20 protein-coding genes and 1 pseudogene are annotated in these 17831 nt (G+C 67.2%); 14 read left to right on the top strand and 7 right to left on the bottom strand.

All coding sequences use genetic code 11. The annotated features are described in order from the left end of the window. Positions 1-14: 14 nt before the first annotated feature. From AC07YS_RS00930 to icd, 4 genes and pseudogenes are all read right to left on the bottom strand, one after another. Positions 15-599: a hypothetical protein gene (locus AC07YS_RS00930; RefSeq protein ID WP_495267233.1), complete on the bottom strand. Its 585-nt coding sequence runs from the start codon at positions 597-599 to the stop codon at positions 15-17. Beyond that, positions 596-1639: a type VI secretion system protein TssA gene (locus AC07YS_RS00935; RefSeq protein WP_495267234.1), complete on the bottom strand. Its 1044-nt coding sequence runs from the start codon at positions 1637-1639 to the stop codon at positions 596-598. The genes AC07YS_RS00930 and AC07YS_RS00935 overlap by 4 nt, the downstream gene beginning before the upstream one ends. Before the next feature lie 62 nt (positions 1640-1701). Beyond that, positions 1702-2340: pseudogene (locus AC07YS_RS00940) on the bottom strand (Clp protease N-terminal domain-containing protein); the annotation flags it as partial. A 360-nt stretch (positions 2341-2700) separates the two neighbouring features. Next, entirely contained in the window at positions 2701-3960 is a 1260-nt protein-coding gene (icd, locus tag AC07YS_RS00945) for an NADP-dependent isocitrate dehydrogenase (RefSeq protein WP_062471491.1), read from the bottom strand. A 219-nt stretch (positions 3961-4179) separates the two neighbouring features. Here icd and AC07YS_RS00950 point away from each other — a divergent pair, with 219 nt between their 5' ends. From AC07YS_RS00950 to AC07YS_RS00960, 3 genes are all read left to right on the top strand, one after another. Further along, positions 4180-4518, top strand: a complete 339-nt coding sequence (locus AC07YS_RS00950) for a hypothetical protein (RefSeq protein ID WP_062471494.1) — start codon at positions 4180-4182, stop codon at positions 4516-4518. 152 nt (positions 4519-4670) lie between these two features. Then, positions 4671-4859 carry a hypothetical protein gene (locus AC07YS_RS00955; RefSeq protein ID WP_070060553.1) on the top strand — a complete coding sequence of 63 codons (189 nt, stop codon included), beginning with the start codon at positions 4671-4673 and terminating at the stop codon, positions 4857-4859. A 91-nt stretch (positions 4860-4950) separates the two neighbouring features. Next, entirely contained in the window at positions 4951-5421 is a 471-nt protein-coding gene (locus AC07YS_RS00960; protein WP_082548869.1) for a DUF192 domain-containing protein, read from the top strand. A 69-nt stretch (positions 5422-5490) separates the two neighbouring features. Here the strand turns inward: AC07YS_RS00960 and AC07YS_RS00965 are convergent, their stop codons facing one another. After that, entirely contained in the window at positions 5491-6072 is a 582-nt protein-coding gene (locus AC07YS_RS00965) for a superoxide dismutase (RefSeq protein WP_095745206.1), read from the bottom strand. A 50-nt stretch (positions 6073-6122) separates the two neighbouring features. Further along, positions 6123-7436 (bottom strand): exodeoxyribonuclease VII large subunit, encoded by a 1314-nt coding sequence (gene xseA, locus AC07YS_RS00970; RefSeq protein WP_495275701.1) that lies wholly within the window; start codon positions 7434-7436, stop codon positions 6123-6125. A gap of 312 nt (positions 7437-7748) precedes the next feature. On the opposite strand from xseA, the gene AC07YS_RS00975 reads away from it, so the two are divergent. The 6 genes from AC07YS_RS00975 to adk all read left to right on the top strand — a co-directional run bounded on the left by AC07YS_RS00975 (position 7749) and on the right by adk (position 11542). Continuing rightward, a complete protein-coding gene (locus AC07YS_RS00975) occupies positions 7749-8381 on the top strand; it encodes a MotA/TolQ/ExbB proton channel family protein (RefSeq protein ID WP_070060550.1) in 633 nt (210 codons plus the stop codon). Between the two features lie 14 nt (positions 8382-8395). After that, positions 8396-8821: an ExbD/TolR family protein gene (locus tag AC07YS_RS00980; RefSeq protein WP_062471507.1), complete on the top strand. Its 426-nt coding sequence runs from the start codon at positions 8396-8398 to the stop codon at positions 8819-8821. After that, positions 8822-9817 carry a tetraacyldisaccharide 4'-kinase gene (gene lpxK / locus AC07YS_RS00985; protein ID WP_495267237.1) on the top strand — a complete coding sequence of 332 codons (996 nt, stop codon included), beginning with the start codon at positions 8822-8824 and terminating at the stop codon, positions 9815-9817. After that, entirely contained in the window at positions 9798-9980 is a 183-nt protein-coding gene (locus AC07YS_RS00990) for a Trm112 family protein (RefSeq protein ID WP_013541700.1), read from the top strand. Before lpxK ends, AC07YS_RS00990 begins: the two co-directional genes overlap by 20 nt. Continuing rightward, a complete protein-coding gene (kdsB, locus tag AC07YS_RS00995) occupies positions 9977-10750 on the top strand; it encodes a 3-deoxy-manno-octulosonate cytidylyltransferase (protein ID WP_495267238.1) in 774 nt (257 codons plus the stop codon). The genes AC07YS_RS00990 and kdsB overlap by 4 nt, the downstream gene beginning before the upstream one ends. A 135-nt stretch (positions 10751-10885) precedes the next feature. Further along, a complete protein-coding gene (adk, locus tag AC07YS_RS01000) occupies positions 10886-11542 on the top strand; it encodes an adenylate kinase (RefSeq protein WP_495267239.1) in 657 nt (218 codons plus the stop codon). A 30-nt stretch (positions 11543-11572) separates the two neighbouring features. Here the strand turns inward: adk and AC07YS_RS01005 are convergent, their stop codons facing one another. Continuing rightward, positions 11573-12559 (bottom strand): asparaginase, encoded by a 987-nt coding sequence (locus AC07YS_RS01005; protein ID WP_495267240.1) that lies wholly within the window; start codon positions 12557-12559, stop codon positions 11573-11575. A 73-nt stretch (positions 12560-12632) separates the two neighbouring features. Between AC07YS_RS01005 and lexA the strand changes: the two genes are divergently transcribed. The 5 genes from lexA (at position 12633) to AC07YS_RS01030 (ending at position 17828) form a co-directional block, all read left to right on the top strand. After that, positions 12633-13316, top strand: coding sequence for a transcriptional repressor LexA (lexA, locus tag AC07YS_RS01010; RefSeq protein WP_062471522.1), 684 nt, complete (start codon positions 12633-12635; stop codon positions 13314-13316). Positions 13317-13460: 144 nt separating this feature from the next. After that, entirely contained in the window at positions 13461-13844 is a 384-nt protein-coding gene (locus AC07YS_RS01015) for a hypothetical protein (RefSeq protein WP_495267241.1), read from the top strand. Between the two features lie 157 nt (positions 13845-14001). Then, positions 14002-15009: a D-2-hydroxyacid dehydrogenase family protein gene (locus AC07YS_RS01020; RefSeq protein ID WP_062471528.1), complete on the top strand. Its 1008-nt coding sequence runs from the start codon at positions 14002-14004 to the stop codon at positions 15007-15009. Positions 15010-15013: 4 nt separating this feature from the next. Further along, a complete protein-coding gene (locus AC07YS_RS01025; protein ID WP_307583534.1) occupies positions 15014-16174 on the top strand; it encodes an MFS transporter in 1161 nt (386 codons plus the stop codon). Between the two features lie 133 nt (positions 16175-16307). Next, positions 16308-17828 carry a 3-hydroxyacyl-CoA dehydrogenase gene (locus AC07YS_RS01030; RefSeq protein WP_159271909.1) on the top strand — a complete coding sequence of 507 codons (1521 nt, stop codon included), beginning with the start codon at positions 16308-16310 and terminating at the stop codon, positions 17826-17828. Positions 17829-17831: the final 3 nt, after the last annotated feature.

A 17831-nucleotide genomic window follows, 5' to 3' on the forward strand; every position in this document is an offset into this window, starting at 1 on the left:
ATTGCCGGTCTTTTTTACAGATTGCGCAGAACAGGACCTTTGGGCGCCGGCAATTTCCGGCCCGGCACCCGGGTCGGCACCGGCAGATCGGGCGGCAAGGCGTCAATTTCTTCGTCGGTGAGTTCGCGCTCGGGAGCCGACTCTGCTTCCTCGTGAACGGCGGCGGGCAGCGTGAACGGGACTGGCGAGTTCTGCAACTCCGAATCCTCGTGCAAGGCCGGTACTGGTGGCAATGGTCTCGGCCGCTGCAGGGGTGAGGGTGCAACGGGCGGCGCAACCGGCCCTCCTCTTCTGCCCGTCAAGGTGGGGAGCGCTGGCGACAGCGCCTGCCATTCAGCCAGCCGCCGCGCATCCTGCTCTGCCTGCCACCGCGTCAGGGCCAAGTGTTGCGCTTTCTGATGTGCGGTCTGCTGCTGCCCTAGCAGCGCCAACTCGGCGCGGATCGCCAGCCGCACCTGTTCGCGCTCCGAATCCGAGGCACGGCGCTGCGCGTCGAGTTGCCTGCCGAGCCTGTGCGAGAACACCCAGAGACCCAGCAAGGCGCCGGCGGCGCCGACCGCGAAGCAGACGACAAGGAAATTGGCCTGGATCAGCGTCACAGCGAAGCCTCCTCGTCGGCATCCCATTTGCGCAGCAGATCAAGTGGAATGGCATCGGCCACCTGGGAAAACCGCAAGCCGGTCATGCGTTCGGCCTGCTTGAGCAACACGGCGACAGGACTGCTCGGTTCGTGGTTCTCGAACCATCGCCGGGCCTTGCGAATGTTACGCAGGATGTCGTCGCGTGTCGCCAGGCCCTCACCGGCTGGCGTGCTTGCCGGCCACGACGGAAGCGGATCAGGTCTTGTTGCGGCCGCGACAGGCGGCGCCGATGCCCCGGTTCGCTGGAATGGGGCCAGCACCCGCACCAGCGCATGCAGTGGAGGCGCGTCCAGCCCCAGGTGCTGGGCGGCCCAGGCGACGATCTGCGCCGCCGCCTCGGCCGCTTGCGCCAACAGGCGCAGCGGCGCCTGGTCGTCGCCCGACGCAGCGGCCGCGAGGTCTGCCAGCTGCTGCGCCATGGCCTCCGGACTGGCTGCGTCCGGCGCCCGGGGCATCGCAAAGGCGCGCTCGACTTCACGCACCGTCAGGTGCCGCGCGGCATTGGCTGCAATGACGACTTCTCGCACGTCGCTCAACAGGCCCTCCGGATCGGCCAGCGCAGCGAGCGCATTGGCGCGCACGGCCGGGTCGCGCTCGCCTTCGATCACCAACTGGGGGTGCACCGCTTCGGGCCAGGTCCGGAGCGCCTCGACCAGCAGCACCAACGACTGCGCAAGCCCTGCCGCCTGCGCCAGCCGGGTGCGCGCGCGGCACAGCCAGACAAAGAGATTGATGTCCCGCGTCCGCAACAGCAGCCGACGGCAGTCCCGTTCGATCTCGGCCCAGTTCGGGGCGTCGGGTGCTCCGACGAACTGCCCGTACTGCGCATCGCCACGCGGGGACATGCGCGCCAGCAGGACGGCGTATTCGGCGTCGTATTCCAGGCTGGGGCCACAAGGCGCTGTCGCGCTGAAGGGAGACAGCCGGTCGCCCGCCTCGATGCGGGCGCGCGTGGCGTAGGCGGTGGGCTCGGCGTCGGTGTGGATGGGAGCGGTCATGGAGCAGGTTTCTCGAAGGGAAAAATTCAGCGTGCTGCCGTCGCTTGGCCGTGATGGCGCGAGCCGATGACCGGATCGATCTGCCCTTGAGATGCGCGCTCGGTCAGATCCGTGCAGTAGCGCCGCAACGCGGACTTTCCATCCGACGCCGCATCCGCGAGCGCGGCGCTGGCTTCGCCAGGCAGCGCTGATGGCAGCCCGGAGCCATCGTGCGGTCCTTCCTGCCCTTCGGGGGAGCCGGCCACGATGGCACCGATGGCCTCCGTCAGTTGGTCTGCTGGGATTCTCTGGAATGCAGACGAGATGCCAAGAAGCACGCGCCGCAGGTCCGGCGTCTGAAGCAGCGCAGCAAGCAGCCACGCACCACGTACGCAATGCGCGCCGAACTCGAGGCTCGAGAGTACCCACGCGCGCTCGATGGCAGCTTCGATGTGACTGGAAAAATCGGTCAGCGAGGTGGCACCGGATGGCAAGCTGGACAAGGCCGATGCGAAGTCTTTCTCGATGGCTTGCGCGTCGATCTGGTAGTGCCGGCAGATGCGGTGCAGATCACTGTCGTTGAGCTGCCAGAGCTGGTGAATCCAGTGCGTCAGTTCGACATAGGGATTGCCGCGCAGCTTGGCAAAGGCGGTGGCGGACTCGATGCCGCGAAACAAGGTGAGGTTGAGCTTGCCGAACAGCGCTCGCCGAGAGATCGTCATTGCGCGATCTGCCGTGCAGCGTGCACGCCCTGTTCGATCGAGTCGTCTGCGAGGCCCCCTGTTGCCGGGCAGATTCCTGCGTTCTTTTTCCCCACTTCGCGCCCCCTATGCTTCTTGGAATGGGCGCGATTCTGGCGGCTCGCTGCGAGGCAAACACAGCACAGTTTCTACCAATAGTTAAACGAAAGACGGAGCCTATTGATCTGTGATGTTTGCCCGCCTCTACTTACGTTCAGAGCACAAAGGAGGTAATTCACTAACGATATCGCGAGGGCGACAGGCGAGAAAAAACCCTCGAGTCCTTTCGGAAGCTCGAGGGCTTGATAAGGGTCTGACGTTTCTCGACGTCAGTGATCGCAATTACATGTTGTCAATCATGACCTGACCGAAACCAGAGCAGCTCACTTGCGTCGCACCGTCCATCAGACGCGCGAAGTCGTAGGTGACCTTCTTGCTGGCGATCGACTTTTCCATCGAACTGATGATCAGGTCGGCCGCTTCGGTCCAGCCCATGTGGCGCAGCATCATTTCGGCGGACAGGATCTCGGAACCCGGGTTCACATAGTCCTTGCCTGCGTACTTGGGGGCCGTGCCGTGGGTGGCTTCGAACATGGCGACGGTGTCGCTCAGGTTCGCACCCGGTGCGATGCCGATGCCGCCGACCTGCGCGGCCAGCGCGTCGGAGACGTAGTCGCCGTTGAGGTTCAGCGTGGCGATCACACTGTATTCGGCGGGACGCAGCAGGATCTGCTGCAGGAACGCGTCGGCGATGCTGTCCTTGACGGTGATTTCCTTGCCGGTCTTGGGGTTCTTGAACTTCATCCACGGGCCGCCGTCGATCAGCTCGGCGCCGAATTCCTTGGCGGCCAGGTTGTAGCCCCAGTCACGGAAGCCACCTTCGGTGAACTTCATGATGTTGCCCTTGTGGACCAGGGTCACGCTCGGCTTGTCGTTGTCGATGGCGTACTGGAAGGCCTTGCGCACGAGGCGCTCGGTGCCTTCGCGCGACACGGGCTTGACGCCGATGCCCGAGGTGTTGGGGAAACGGATCTTCTTGACGCCCATCTCGTCCTGCAGGAACTTGATGAGCTTCTTGGCCTTGTCGCTTTCGGCTTCGAACTCGATGCCGGCGTAGATGTCTTCCGAGTTCTCGCGGAAGATGACCATGTTGGTCTTGTGCGGCTCGCGCACCGGGCTGGGCACGCCTTCGAAGTACTGGATGGGCCGCAGGCAGACGTACAGGTCGAGCTCTTGGCGCAGCGCCACGTTCAGCGAGCGGATGCCGCCGCCGACGGGCGTGGTCAGCGGGCCCTTGATGGACACCACGTAGTCGCGCACCGCATGCAGAGTTTCCTCGGGGAGCCAGACGTCGGGGCCGTAGACCTTGGTCGACTTCTCGCCGGCGTAGACTTCCATCCAGTGGATCTTCTTCTTGCCGCCGTAGGCCTTGGCCACTGCGGCGTCCACCACCTTGAGCATCACCGGCGTGATGTCCAGCCCGGTGCCGTCGCCTTCGATGAACGGAATGATCGGCTGATCGGGCACATTGAGCGAATTGTCAGCGTTGACCGTGATCTTCTGGCCTTCGGTCGGGACTTTGATGTGCTGATAGCTGGACATGAGGGGGCTTGACTCCGGGAGTGACGTAATTCGAACGACTGTCTGCGAATTCAGACAGCGAGGGAGAATCGCTGTACAGCGCGCTAACAAATCGCTGTACATTTTAGACGCAACCCATCAGCGGACAATTGTCAACCGTAGGGCGATAGAGCCCGTTACTGGCTGACCTTCTGCTCGCCGGGAGGCGTTTCCAACCAATTCTCGATAGAGGAATCATCAATGAGCAAACTTCTCGCAGTCATGATCGCTGGCCTGTTCGCCGCTGGCGCGTACGCCCAGAACCCGGCCGGTACCACGCCCGAACAAGGCAACGCGACCAACAGCAAGCCGCAAGCTCGCGCTGAAGCCAAGAAGGAAGCCAAGCCCGCTGGTCAAGTGGCTCCCGCTGCTGGCGACATCGCCAAGACGCCTGAAGGCGGCGCCTTCGGTGCCGACAAGGCTGGCGTTGCTGGCGAAAAGCGCGCCAAGACCCGCGACGATCGTCGCCGCAACAAGGACGGCAGCGTGAAGCGCAAGGCCACCCAAGGCGGCACGCCTGACATGCCCGGCGCCAAGTAAGCTGGTCTGTCCCCTTAAGAAAAGCGCTCTCCGGAGCGCTTTTTTTCGTTCGCAGTTTTGTTCAACCACTGTCAACCGGGGTTCTTGAGGTCCGTTGAATGGAGGCCTTCCGCAGGGAGGTGATCCATATCAACAATCTCAAAGGATTTCTCATGAACAAGCTGATCGCAGCCCTGGTCGCCGGCCTCTTCGCAGCCGGTGCATTCGCCCAAGCCGCCGAACCCGCTCCCGCAGCGCCGGCCGCTCCCGCCGTCCACAAGGCCAAGGCCAAGCACACGGTCAAGAAGCACAAGGTGCGTCACGTCTCCAAGGCCCACGCGGCCGCCGCCAAGAAGGTGTAAGCTTTCAAGCTCCCGGCAATGCCCGCTCCAGCGGGCATTTTTATTGGTCACGGGCCGACCTCGTGTGTCGCGGCCCCGAAAGAGTCATCCGATGTTTCAGCGTCTCGCCGCGCTGCTTCTGGTGTCCGCGTCCTTCCTGGCGCCGGCCCACGCGCAGCAGCAAATCCAACCGCAACCCCAAACCGATCTGGCACGCACGCAGTTGTCGGTCGGCCTCTACAAGATCGATGCGCAGGTGGCGCAATCGCCCCGCGAGCGCGAGATCGGCCTGATGTTCCGCAAGACGATGCCGCAGGCCGAAGGCATGATCTTCGTCTTCGAGCAGCCGGCCACGCAGTGCTTCTGGATGCGCAACACCCTGTTGCCGCTGACCGCCGCCTTCGTGGCCGACGATGGCCGCATCGTCAATCTGGTCGACATGCAGCCGATGACCGAGAACTCGCACTGCTCCGAGGAGCCGGTGCGCTACGTGCTCGAGATGAACCAGGGCTGGTTCGCCAAGAAGAACATCAAAAAGGGTGCCAAGCTCGGCGGAGAGCTCTTCTCGGCCGCCAAGCGCTGAGCAATTGAGCGCCCGTAAAAAAGCCGACCCGCAGGTCGGCTTTTTTTATGGCGAGCGCCAGGTCCGGCTTCAGCCGAAGTTCTTCGCCGCGAAATCCCAGTTGGCCAGCTTGGCCAGGAAGGTCTCGACGAACTTCGGGCGCAGGTTACGGTAGTCGATGTAGTACGCGTGCTCCCACACGTCCACCGTCAGCAGCGCGGTGTCGGCGGTGGTCAGCGGCGTGCCGGCGGCGCCGGTGTTCACGATGTCCACCGAACCGTCGGCCTTCTTCACGAGCCACGTCCAGCCCGAGCCGAAGTTGCCCACGGCCGACTTCACGAAGGCTTCCTTGAAGGCGTCGTAGCTGCCCCACTTGGCGTCGATGGCCTTGGCCAGCGCGCCGGTGGGTGCGCCGCCGCCTTGAGGCTTCATGCAGTTCCAGAAGAAGGTGTGGTTCCAGATCTGGGCGGCGTTGTTGTAGATGCCGCCGCTGGACTTCTTGACGATCTCTTCGAGCGTCATCGCTTCGAACTCGGTGCCCTTTTGCAGGTTGTTCAGGTTCACCACGTAGGCGTTGTGGTGCTTGCCGTGGTGGTACTCGAGCGTTTCCTTCGAATACTCGGGGGCCAGCGCGTCGATGGCGTACGGCAGGGGTGGGAGCACATGTTCCATGGTTTTTTCTCGTGGGTTGGTTGTGGGGAATGAAGGATTCTAGGAAGTAATCAGGGGGGCGGCGTCAGACGCGTTCCCGTCGCGCCGCCGGGCGTCACGGTCAGGTCGACCGAGCCATCCGAAAGGCGCGCGACCACGGCATCGCCGGCCTGCAGGCTGCCTGCGCTGACGACCGCGCGGCCTTCGCCGTCGGTCAGCAAGGCATAGCCGCGCTGCAGCACCAGGGCCGGGTCGAGCAGGCGCAGGCGCAGGGCCACGCGCTCGAGCCGCTCGCGCCGCTGCGTCAGCGAACGCGCGAATTTCGCGGAGAAATCGGTGGCGATGGCCTGCGGCACCTGCGCCAATCGCTCCCGGCGCGACAGCACCGCGTAATGCAACCGCTGCGCGTGGTGCGCCAGCCGCAACTGCTGGCGCGCGACCAGGCCCGATGGGCGGCCCAGCCGCGCGGCCGCCTGGTCCAGCCGTTGGCCGAGCACGTCGAGCCGCCCGCCCAGCGCATCGCCGAGCCGTTCGTCAAGCAGGTCGAGCGCGCCGAGCCACAGGTCGCGCGGCGCGCTGACGAGTTCGGCGGCGGCCGTCGGCGTCGGTGCGCGCAGGTCGGCGCAGAAGTCGGCGATGGTGAAATCGGTTTCGTGCCCCACGCCGCTGATTACCGGCACAGGACTCTGCACGATGGTGCGCGCCAGCGTCTCGTCGTTGAAGGCCCAGAGGTCCTCGATGGAGCCGCCACCGCGCACCAGCAGGATCACGTCGACGGCCGGCTCCAGCGTGTACAGCGACTGCAAGGCACGCACCAGGTCGCCCGGCGCGCTGGCGCCCTGCACTGCCGACGGCGCCAGCACCACGGGAATATGTGGGACGCGCCGCCGCAGCGCGGTCACGACGTCATGCAGCGCCGCGGCCCCCTGCGAGGTGACGACGCCCACGGCGCGCGGCATGGACGGCAGCGCCCGCTTGCGCGCGGGGTCGAACAGACCTTCGGCCTCGAGGCGTGCCTTGCGCTGCAGGAACTGCTCGAACAGCGCGCCCTGCCCCGCCCGCCGCAGGCTCTCGACCACGAGTTGCAGGTCGCCGCGCGGCTCGTACACCGCCAGCCGGCCGCGCACTTCGACCTGGTCGCCGTCGCGCGGCGTGAAGTCGAGCAGACCCGCCGCGCCACGGAACATCGCGCAGCGCAGCTGGCCGGATTCGTCCTTGAGCGAGAAATAGCAATGACCGCTCGATGCACGCGAGAAACCCGAGATTTCTCCGCGCACCGAGACCGGGTTGAAGCGCGCATCGAGCGCATCGGCCACCGCGCGGCACAGCGCGCCCACGGCCCACACGCGCGGCCCGGGCACGGCATTCGGCTCCCTGAAGCTCATTGCGCCCCTCCCCCACCGAGCGCCACTCTTCCACAACGGGCGTCGCGCCCCCCACTTTGGAGGGGTATGGTGGAACAGATGCACGAGTTCTCGTGCAAGCTGTTGATTTCATTAAAAAAAGTGCTGCTCAAAATTCAATCGATCTAACGGAAAGCCCGTCCCATGCGGGTTCGGAGACATTGCGCGATGGGTTAATCACAAAGTTATCCACAGAATCTGTGCGTCCTTGCCGACACGCAAACAAGCCGCGAGCCGAGGGTGGCTCGGTGGATAATCGCCGCGCATTTGCAGTCTACGGGCCGGAGGATTTTCTTGTTTTCCATCATTGTTGCCGCGGGCTGGCCAATCTGGCCATTGCTCGCCTGTTCGGTCATCGCACTCGCGCTGGTCATTGAACGTTTCACCAGCCTCAAGACCGTCAAGGTCCTGCCGCCGAAGCTGCTGGACGAGACCATCACCGTGTCGCGCGGCGCGGTTCCCGGCCCCGATGTCGTGACCAAACTGGAAAGTAACTCCATGCTCGGCCAGGTGCTGGCCGCCGGCCTGCGCGCGCTGAACGCCAACCCGCGCTGCACCGAAGAAGACCTGCGCGCCGCCATGGAGGCCTCGGGCCGCACCGTGGCGCACAAGCTCGAACGTTACCTGCCAGCGCTGGCCACCATCGCTTCGGCCGCGCCGCTGCTCGGCCTGCTGGGCACGGTGATCGGCATGATCGAGATCTTCGGCTCGCAGTCGCCCGGTAGCGGTGCCGTCGGTTCGGGCAATCCGGCGCAGCTGGCGCACGGCATTTCGATCGCGCTGTACAACACGGCCTTCGGCCTGATCGTGGCCATTCCCACGCTGATCTTCTGGCGCTACTTCCGCAGCCGCGTCGACGAGTACCTGCTGAACCTCGAACTCTCGGGCGAGCGCTTTGCCCGTCACCTGAACGCCCTGCGCAAATGAGCACGCGGGGCCGCATGCAGTTTCGCCACGGCGCGCGCGACGAGCCGGAGATCAACCTGATCCCGTTCATCGACGTGCTGCTGGTCGTGCTGATCTTCCTGATGCTGTCGACCACCTACAGCAAGTTCACCGAGATGCAGCTGCGGCTGCCGACCGCGGACGTCGACGCCCAGCGCGACTACCCGAAAGAGGTGATCGTGGCGGTGTCGGCCGACGGCCGCTACGTGATCAACAAGTCGCCGCTGGCGGACCGCAGCGTCGACACCGTGGCCGCCGCGCTCGGCGCCGCCGCCACCGGCGGCAAGGACAGCGTCGTGATCATCAGCGCCGATGCCGCCAGCCCGCACCAGGCCGTGGTGACGGTGATGGAGGCCGCGCGCCGCGCCGGCCTGATGCAGATCACCTTCGCCGCCCAGTCGACGGCCCAGGCCGGTCACTGAGTGTCGACCGGCGCGCGGCTGCAGGACGCCTGGCTGCGCCGCGGTGCGCTGGCCTGCCTGCTGTGGCCGCTGTCGCAGGTCTACGGCGCCCTCTTCGCGCTGCGGCGCACCTTCTACCGATGGGGTTGGCAGAAAACCGGACGCGTGCCGGTTCCCGTGATCGTGGTCGGCAATGTGATCGCGGGCGGGGCCGGCAAGACACCGGTCGTGATGGCCGTCGTGCGCCACCTTCAGGCGCGTGGCCTGCGGGTGGGTGTGGTGTCGCGCGGCTATGGCCGCCGCACCGACGACTGCCGTGAAGTCCAGGCTGACAGCGATCCGCAGGACGTCGGCGACGAACCCGCGCTGATCCACCATGCCACCGGCGCGCCGGTCTTCGTGGCCCGGCAGCGCATCGAGGCCGCACGCGCCCTGCTCGAACGGCACCCGGCGACGCAGGTCATCGTCAGCGACGACGGCCTGCAGCATCTGGCGCTGGCGCGCGACATCGAGATCTGCGTGTTCGATGACCGCGGTGTCGGCAACGGCTGGCTGCTGCCGGCCGGCCCCTTGCGCGAGCCGTGGCCGCGCCATTGCGACCTGCTGCTGCACAGCGGCGAGCGGCCAGCCTTCGCCGATGGCTACACCGCCACCCGCGAACTGGCGCCGTACGCCCTCGCGAAGGATGGCCGACGCATCCCGCTCGAGACGCTCGCCGGCCAGCCCGTGATCGCGCTCGCAGCCATCGCCCGGCCGGAGGCCTTCTTCACGATGCTGCGTGCTCGCGGCCTGACGCTCGCAGACACCCTCGTGCTGCCTGACCACCACGATTTCAGCGATTGGCAACGACCAGCCGGTCCCGCCCTGCCCCTCGTTTGCACGGAAAAAGACGCCGTCAAGCTCTGGCACCAGGCGCCCGACGCGCTCGCCGTGCCGCTGCACTTCGAACCCTCGCCGGCGTTCTTCGCCGCCCTCGACGCGAAGCTATCATCGCTCGATGGATACCAAGCTGCTTGAACTGCTCGTCTGCCCCGTCACCAAGGGCCCGCTGACCTGGAACGCCGAGAAGCAGGAACTCTGCTCGCGCAGCGCGCGCTTGGCCTACCCGGTGCGCGACGGCATCCCGGTGCTGCTCGAGAACGAGGCCCGCACGCTGTCCGACGAAGAGTTGGGCCTGTGAGCTTCACCGTCCTGGTGCCGGCCCGGCTGGCTTCGACGCGACTTCCCAACAAACCGCTGGCCGATATCGCTGGCCTGCCGATGGTCGTGCGCGTGGCGCAACGCGCCCGCCAGTCCGGCGCCCTTCGCGTGGTGGTGGCCGGTGATGACGCCTCGATCATCGAGGCCTGCAAGGCGCACGGCGTCGAGGCCCTGCTCACCCGCCAGGACCACCCCAGCGGCACCGACCGGCTGGCCGAGGCCTGCGAACAGCTCGGACTCGACGGTGACGCGATCGTCGTCAACGTGCAGGGTGACGAGCCGCTGATCGACCCCGCGCTGATCGACGCTGTTGCCGCCACGCTGGCCGCGCGACCGCAGGCCGCGATGAGCACCGCCGTCCATGCGATCGACTCGCTGGCCGACTTCATGAACCCGAACGTGGTGAAGGCCGTGCTCGATGCACAGGGCCATGCGCTGTACTTCAGCCGCGCACCGATCCCCTGGTGGCGCGACGGCTCTTCAGGCGGTGCGGCGCCCTCGGTGCTGCCCAGCCCGGCGCCGCTGCGCCACATCGGCATCTACGGCTATCGCGCAGGCTTCGTGCGGCAATTTCCGTTGCTGTCGCCTGCCCCTGTCGAAGCCACCGAAGCGCTCGAACAGTTGCGCGCGCTGTGGCACGGACACCGCATCGCGGTGCATGTGAGCGATGTGGCACCGGGCCCCGGGATCGACACGCCCGAAGACCTCGCGCGCGTGCGCGCCGTCTTCGCGGCCGGCTCGCCTGCGTGAGCTGCCGGCCGCCCCGAGGGAGACGGCGGCAATTTGTCACGGGGACGCATGCTATCCTCGATGCAATTCCGCCTCGGCGCGCCTGAGGGCGCGCATGGGGCGCGACACAAAATCTAAGAACCTTCCGAGGACACCATGAGACTTATTTTGCTGGGCGCGCCCGGAGCAGGCAAAGGCACGCAAGCGACCTTCATCTGCCAGAAATACGGCATTCCCCAAATCTCGACCGGCGACATGTTGCGCGCCGCGGTCAAGGCAGGCACCCCCCTCGGGCGGCAGGCCAAGACGATCATGGATTCGGGTGCACTGGTCAGTGACGACCTGATCATCAACCTCGTGAAGGAACGCATCGCGCAGCCCGACTGCAACGGCGGTTTCCTGTTCGACGGCTTCCCGCGCACCATTCCGCAGGCCGACGCCATGAAGGCGGCCGGCGTCAAGCTCGACTACGTGCTCGAGATCGACGTGCCCTTCGGCGACATCATCGAACGCATGAGCGGCCGCCGCTCGCACCCGGCATCGGGCCGCACCTACCACGTCAAGTTCAATCCGCCGAAGGTGGAAGGCAAGGACGACGTGACCGGTGAAGAGCTGATCCAGCGCGAAGACGACAAGGAAGAGACCGTGCGCAAGCGGCTCGACGTCTACAGCCAGCAGACCCGTCCGCTGGTCGACTATTACTCGGCCTGGGCTAAGACCGACCCGGCCGCCGCGCCGAAGTACCGCGCCATCCAGGGCGTGGGCACGGTCGACGAGATCACGCAGCGCGCGCTTGCCGCACTGACCAGCTGATTCAGCGGCTGATTCGTCAGCCTCTTTCTCCTAGCCGCCCTTCGACTCCGGCAGGGCGGCCACTCCCAAGAGTTCCAGCACCAGCGCAACCCGCGCCTTCACCGGCGTGAGTGCGCCCGCATCCCGCAGCCAGTCACCGGGTTTCGGCAGGATGCGTCCGTTCGCGCAGCGTGTGGCGCGCAACACCACCAAGCCACCGTCCTGCGCCTTCAGCGCCGCGGCTTCCAGCGCGTGGTGCACGGTGCCGTTGCCGGTCGTGGCCACGACCAGGCCGCGCAAGGGCTCAGTCGACGGGAGCAGCAACGCCTCCACGATCGCACCGCTCGCGCCCGCGTGGCTCATGACGATCTCGACGCGGGGCCACGGCTGCGATACCGCCTCCAGCCGCGCCGCATCGAACGGCGCTCCCTGCGGCCACGCACGCACGCGCCGCACTTCGCCCTCCTCCACATAGCCGACCGGCCCCGCATCGCCCGACGCGAAGGCATCGAGACGGTAGGTGTGCACCTTCTGCACATCGAGGCCGCTGTGGATCGCGCCCGCACACACCACCGTCACGCCCCGTGCGCCGGGCGTCGAGGCCACCGCGAGCGCGTCGCGCACGTTCTGCGGACCATCGGGCGACAGGGCCGTCGCCGGGCGCATCGCGCAGGTCAGCACCACCGGCTTGGCCGACGCGAGCACGACGTGCAGGAAGAAGGCCGTCTCCTCCAGCGTGTCGGTGCCGTGCGTGATCACAATGCCGGCCACATCAGGCTGCGCCAGCCAGTGTGCGCAGCGCGCGGCCAGCTGGCGCCAGGTGTCGGCGTCCATGTCCTTGCTGTCGAGCTGCGCGACCTGCTCCGCCACCAGCGTCACGCCGGCCGGCGCCTCGATGCCACCCAGCAGGTCCGCCACGCCCACCTGCCCGGCGGTGTAGCCGATGTTGTCGCCGCTGCTGGCAGCCTTGCCGGCAATGGTGCCGCCGGTGCCCAGCACGACCACACGGCGCGTCTCGGACGAAGAGGAATGAGTCATGGCTTGTCAACTTTTGAAAACTGGTTAAAAATACAGGTACTGGATATCTAGCCAGTGCCGCAAGGAAACCACTATGCAGTTCGCAGTGAAGCTTACCGCCCGCCAGCAGCAGATCCTGGACCTGATCCAGGGCGCCATCGCACGCACCGGTGCGCCGCCCACGCGCGCCGAAATCGCCAACGAGCTGGGCTTCAAGTCGGCCAACGCCGCCGAGGAGCACCTGCAGGCCCTGGCCCGCAAGGGCGTGATCGAACTGGTCAGCGGCACCTCGCGCGGCATCCGCCTCAAGGGCGATGCGCTGCGCTCGCTCCACGAAACGCGCCACCGCGAAGGCAACCAGTTCTCGCTCTCGCTGCCCGGTATGGCCCAGCTCGCGCTGCCGCTCATCGGCCGCGTGGCGGCGGGTTCGCCCATCCTTGCGCAAGAGCACGTCGACCAGACCTACTACGTCGAGAACACGCTCTTCCAGCGCCAACCCGACTACCTGCTCAAGGTGCGCGGCATGTCGATGCGCGACGCCGGCATCATGGACGGCGACCTGCTCGCCGTGCAGGCCACCAAGGAAGCACGCAACGGCCAGATCGTGGTGGCACGCCTCGGCGAAGAAGTCACCGTGAAGCGCCTGAAGCGCAACAAGCAGGTGATCGAGCTGCACGCCGAGAACCCCGACTACCCGACCATCATCGTCCAGCCCGGCGAGCCCTTCGAAATCGAAGGCCTCGCGGTCGGCCTCATCCGCAACACGATGCTGATGTAGGCCCCGGGCCTGCTGTCCACACGCAGCAGCACCTCATCCGGCCGCGACAGGTGGCGGGCGTATGGCGCAAAGTCGCCATCACCCTGTTGCGGCCGATTCAAGAAATCCTGCCTGTGTTCAACCTCATACTTTTTTGGAGTTCACATGGGAATCGCCCTCCTCGCCATCGCCGACCTCTGGTCGCCCCTGCAATCGCTGGCCACCCGCTGGATGCCCGCCCGCCGCCCGTCGCACGGTGACAGCAGCGACGCTGCCGCCGGTCTGCGCTACGTGGCCATTCGCCCGGCCTGCACGGCACGCACCGCAGGCAGCCCGACGCCGGCCACGTCGCCATCCGCCGCCGCGACACCCGCCCGCCCGCTGCGCGTGGTCCGCGTGGTCGATCGGCAAGGCTCGCAGCGCGGCTGCGCCAACCGGGTCGTGATTTCCGGCCGCATGGCCGACGTGTGCGCAGAACTCGACCGGCTCGCCGCACTCGAAGCTGCAGAAACTGGGAGCGGCACGCCCCGCCCCAGCCACCTGCACTGAGAAGGTGCGAACGAACCCGCCGTGCCTGCGCGCCCGCACGCGCATGGCGGATTCACCCCCAACGGTCTGAAACAGGCCTCCCGGGCGCCATCTGGCACGGGGTATCCAAACGTTCACACGTGCGACGTGCCGATGCTGCGAGGCACAATGGCATGCCATGAACATTGTGATCCTCGACGATTATCAGGACGCCGTGCGCAAGCTGCAGTGCGCCGCCAAACTGGACGCCTATGCCGCCAAGGTCTACACCAACACGGTCAAGGGCATCGGCCAACTGTCGGTTCGCCTCAAGGATGCGGACGTCATCGTGCTCATCCGCGAGCGCAGCCAGATATCCCGCCAACTGATCGAGAAGCTGCCCAAGCTCAAGCTGATTTCCCAGACCGGGCGCGTCGGCGGCCACATCGACGTCACGGCCTGCACCGAACGCGGCGTGGCGGTGGCCGAGGGCTCGGGCTCGCCGCAGGCGCCCGCCGAACTCACCTGGGCGCTGATCATGGCGGCCATGCGCCGCCTGCCGCAGTACATCAGCAACCTCAAGCACGGGGCCTGGCAGCAGTCGGGCCTCAAGTCGGCGTCGATGCCGCCGAATTTCGGCGTGGGCTCGGTGCTCAAGGGCAAGACGCTGTGCATCTGGGGCTACGGCCGCATCGGTCAACTGGTGGCGCGCTACGGGCAGGCCTTCGGCATGCAGGTCGTGATCTGGGGCCGCGAGGCCAGCTGCGCCAAGGCGCGCTCCGACGGCTTCCAGGTGGCGCAGAACCGCCACGAATTCTTTGCCGCCGCCGACGTGCTGTCGGTGCACCTGCGGCTCAACGAGGACACCCAGGGTCTCGTCAAGCTCGAAGACCTCTCGCGCATGAAGCCGACGGCGCTGTTCGTCAACACTTCGCGCGCCGAGCTGGTGGAAGCCGATGCCCTGCTGGCCGCGCTCAACCGCGGCCGCCCCGGGCTGGCGGCCATCGACGTGTTCGAGAGCGAGCCGCCGCTGCAGGGCCATGCGCTGCTGCGCCTCGAAAACTGCATCTGCACGCCGCACATCGGCTACGTCGAGCAGGAAAGCTACGAAAGCTACTTCGGCCAGGCGTTCGACAACGTCGTGAGCTTCATCAAGGGCAATCCCACGAACATCGTGAACCCCGGCGCGCTGCAGGTCCGGCGGTGAACGCATGAGCCGGCCCGCGCCGCAGCGAGGCGCGCTCTGGGCGCTGCTGGCCGGCAATTTCGTGATCGGCACGGGCGTGATGGTCGTGCCCGGCACCCTCAATGAGATCAGCGCCTCCTTGGCCATCAAGGTCGCCACCGCAGGCCAGCTGATCAGCGCGGCCGCCTTCGTGATGTGCCTGGGCGCCCCGCTGCTGGCCGCCGCGGTCGCCGGCTGGGACCGCCGCAAGCTGCTGGCCCTCACCCTGCTCTGGTACGCCGCTGGGCATGTCGCCGCGGCGCTCGTGCCCAGCTTCGGCGCGCTGCTGCCGGTGCGCATGCTGACGGTGATCGCGCCCGCCATCTTCACGCCCCAGGCCGCGGCCTGCGCCGGCATGCTGGTGCCGCCCGAGCAGCGCGGGCGCGCCGTCACCTTCGTCTTTCTCGGCTGGTCGGTAGCCTCGGTGCTGGGCCTGCCGATCGGCGCGCTGATCGGTGGCCACCTGGGCTGGCGCATGGCCTTCATGGCCATCGCGGCGCTCAGCGTCGTGAGCGCCGCCTCGGTCTGGCTCACGCTGCCCAGCGGCATCCGGCCCGCCGCGCTCACGGCCGCCGCCTGGTCGCGCGTGCTGCGCAGCCCGGTGCTGATGGGCATCGTGTCGGTCACGGCGCTGCAGGGCGTCGGCCAGTTCGTGCTGTTCAGCTACTTCGGCCCGCTGCTCAAGCAGGGTTTCGGCGCCGATGCCAATACGCTGAGCCTGATGTGGGCGCTGTTCGGCGCCTTCGGCCTGCTGGGCAACATGGTGGTGAGCCGCTACATCGACCGCGTCGGCGCCGGGCGCATGGTGCTGCTGACGACCGGGCTGATCGCGCTGAGCCTGCTGCTGTGGCCGCTGGCCAGCACGCTGGCGTGGCTCGCGGTGGTGCTCGTGCCCTGGGGCCTGGGCTGCTTTGCCACCAATTCCTCGCAGCAGGCGCGCCTCGTGGGGCTGGCGCCCGCCCTGGCACCGGGCTCGGTGGCGCTCAACAGCTCGGGCATCTACATCGGCCAGGCCCTGGGTGCGGCACTGGGCGGCTGGCTGCTGGCGAACGACGCCACCGAGTGGATGAGCCGGGTCGGTTTCGCGCTGATGCTGCTGGCCATGGGCCTGAGCATCGCCATCGACCGCAGCCGCCGCCCGGCCTGATTCCGATGCCCCGCGTAACACCCGGGGCGCGGGCCTCCCGCGAGATTGCAAAATCGGAGCTTTCGTCCGTGTCGCGCACCCGCGCCGGCACGGCCGCCCCGGACACCCACCAACCCATGAGAACCTTGATCCCATGACAGTGAACTACCCCCGAATCGGCGTGATCGGCGCCGGCGCCATGGGGCGCGGCATCGCGCAGATCGCCGCCCAGGCCGGCAGCGAAGTGCTGCTGCTCGACAGCTTCGCCGGTGCCGCCGAGCGCGGCCGCGAAGCCCTCGCCGCCCAATGGAACAAGCTGTACGAGAAGGGCAAGATCGACGCCCCCACGCGCGACGCCTACGTGGCCCGCGTGAAGGCGGTCGACGGCATGCAGGCGCTCGCCGGCTGCGACCTCGTGGTCGAGGCCGTGGTCGAGAACCTCGAGGTCAAGCGCACGCTGTTTCGCGAGCTCGAGGACGTGGTCGCGCCCACCGCCACGCTGGTCACCAACACCTCGTCGCTGTCGGTCACGGCCATCGCGGCGGGCCTGCAGAACCCCGCGCGCTTCGCGGGCTTCCACTTCTTCAACCCCGTGCCACTGATGAAGGTGGTCGAGGTGGTGGCGGGCTTCAAGACCTCGCCCGAGGTCTGCCAGAAACTGGCCGGCTACGCCACGCAGATGGGCCACAGCGCCGTGCAGGCGCAGGACACGCCCGGCTTCATCGTCAACCACGCGGGCCGCGGCTACGGCACCGAGGCGCTGCGCATCGTCGGCGAAGGCGTGGCCGACTTCGCCACCATCGACCGCATCCTGAAGGACCAGGCCGGCTTTCGCCTCGGCCCGTTCGAGCTGCTCGACCTGACGGCGCTCGACGTGTCGCACCCGGTGATGGAGTCGATCTACCACCAGTACTTCGAAGAGCCGCGCTTCCGCCCGAGCGTGATCACCGCGCAGCGCCTGGCCGCCGGCGCACTCGGCCGCAAGACCGGCGAAGGTTTCTACCGCTATGAAGACGGCGTGATGCAGCAGACGCCCGAAGCGCCGGCGCCGGTGATCGAAGGCACGCCCGCGGTCTGGGTGTCACCGCGTGCCGCGCGCCGCGCCGAGCTGCTGCGCCTGGTGAACACGCTGGGTGCGCAGATCGACAGCGGCAGCGCCCCCGCACCGCAGTCGATCATCCTGGTCGCGCCGCTGGGCTTCGACGTGACGACGGTCGCGGCGGTCGAGCGGCTTGACGCCACGCGCACCGTCGGCATCGACATGCTGATCGACGACGCCGCCACCAAGCGCCGCGTGCTCGCCACCAACCCGGCCACGCGCCGCGACGTGCGTGACGCCGCGCACGCCCTCTTCGCGCGCGACGGCAAGGCCGTGAGCGTGATCCGCGACAGCGGCGGCTTCGTCACGCAGCGCGTGATCGGCGCCATCGTCAACATCGCCGCCGACATGTGCCAGCAGCGCGTGTGCACGCCGGCCGACCTCGAGACCGCCGTGCAGCTGGGCCTGGGCTACCCGCGCGGTCCGCTCGCCATGGGCAACCTGTACGGGCCGACCAACATGCTCGAGGTGCTGTTCAACCTGCAGACCGTGTATGGCGACCCGCGCTATCGCCCGAGCCCGTGGCTGCGCCGCCGCGGCGCGCTGGGCCTGAGCCTGCTGCACGAAGAAGAATAAGCA

The organism is Variovorax sp. GW458-11-26-14-LB1 (genome assembly GCF_059423965.1).

Bases quoted from the DNA above. Each gene is read 5' to 3' on its own strand.
- AC07YS_RS01025 (WP_307583534.1), top strand. From the start codon at position 15,014: ATGAGCCGGCCCGCGCCGCAGCGAGGCGCGCTCTGGGCGCTGCTGGCC.
- icd (WP_062471491.1), bottom strand. From the start codon at position 3,960: ATGTCCAGCTATCAGCACATCAAAGTCCCGACCGAAGGCCAGAAGATC.
- AC07YS_RS00950 (WP_062471494.1), top strand. From the start codon at position 4,180: ATGAGCAAACTTCTCGCAGTCATGATCGCTGGCCTGTTCGCCGCTGGC.
- AC07YS_RS01030 (WP_159271909.1), top strand. From the start codon at position 16,308: ATGACAGTGAACTACCCCCGAATCGGCGTGATCGGCGCCGGCGCCATG.
- lexA (WP_062471522.1), top strand. From the start codon at position 12,633: ATGCAGTTCGCAGTGAAGCTTACCGCCCGCCAGCAGCAGATCCTGGAC.
- AC07YS_RS00990 (WP_013541700.1), top strand. From the start codon at position 9,798: ATGGATACCAAGCTGCTTGAACTGCTCGTCTGCCCCGTCACCAAGGGC.
- AC07YS_RS01020 (WP_062471528.1), top strand. From the start codon at position 14,002: ATGAACATTGTGATCCTCGACGATTATCAGGACGCCGTGCGCAAGCTG.
- xseA (WP_495275701.1), bottom strand. From the start codon at position 7,436: ATGAGCTTCAGGGAGCCGAATGCCGTGCCCGGGCCGCGCGTGTGGGCC.
- adk (WP_495267239.1), top strand. From the start codon at position 10,886: ATGAGACTTATTTTGCTGGGCGCGCCCGGAGCAGGCAAAGGCACGCAA.
- AC07YS_RS00960 (WP_082548869.1), top strand. From the start codon at position 4,951: ATGTTTCAGCGTCTCGCCGCGCTGCTTCTGGTGTCCGCGTCCTTCCTG.
- AC07YS_RS00980 (WP_062471507.1), top strand. From the start codon at position 8,396: ATGCAGTTTCGCCACGGCGCGCGCGACGAGCCGGAGATCAACCTGATC.
- AC07YS_RS00965 (WP_095745206.1), bottom strand. From the start codon at position 6,072: ATGGAACATGTGCTCCCACCCCTGCCGTACGCCATCGACGCGCTGGCC.
- AC07YS_RS01005 (WP_495267240.1), bottom strand. From the start codon at position 12,559: ATGACTCATTCCTCTTCGTCCGAGACGCGCCGTGTGGTCGTGCTGGGC.
- AC07YS_RS01015 (WP_495267241.1), top strand. From the start codon at position 13,461: ATGGGAATCGCCCTCCTCGCCATCGCCGACCTCTGGTCGCCCCTGCAA.
- AC07YS_RS00955 (WP_070060553.1), top strand. From the start codon at position 4,671: ATGAACAAGCTGATCGCAGCCCTGGTCGCCGGCCTCTTCGCAGCCGGT.
- AC07YS_RS00935 (WP_495267234.1), bottom strand. From the start codon at position 1,639: ATGACCGCTCCCATCCACACCGACGCCGAGCCCACCGCCTACGCCACG.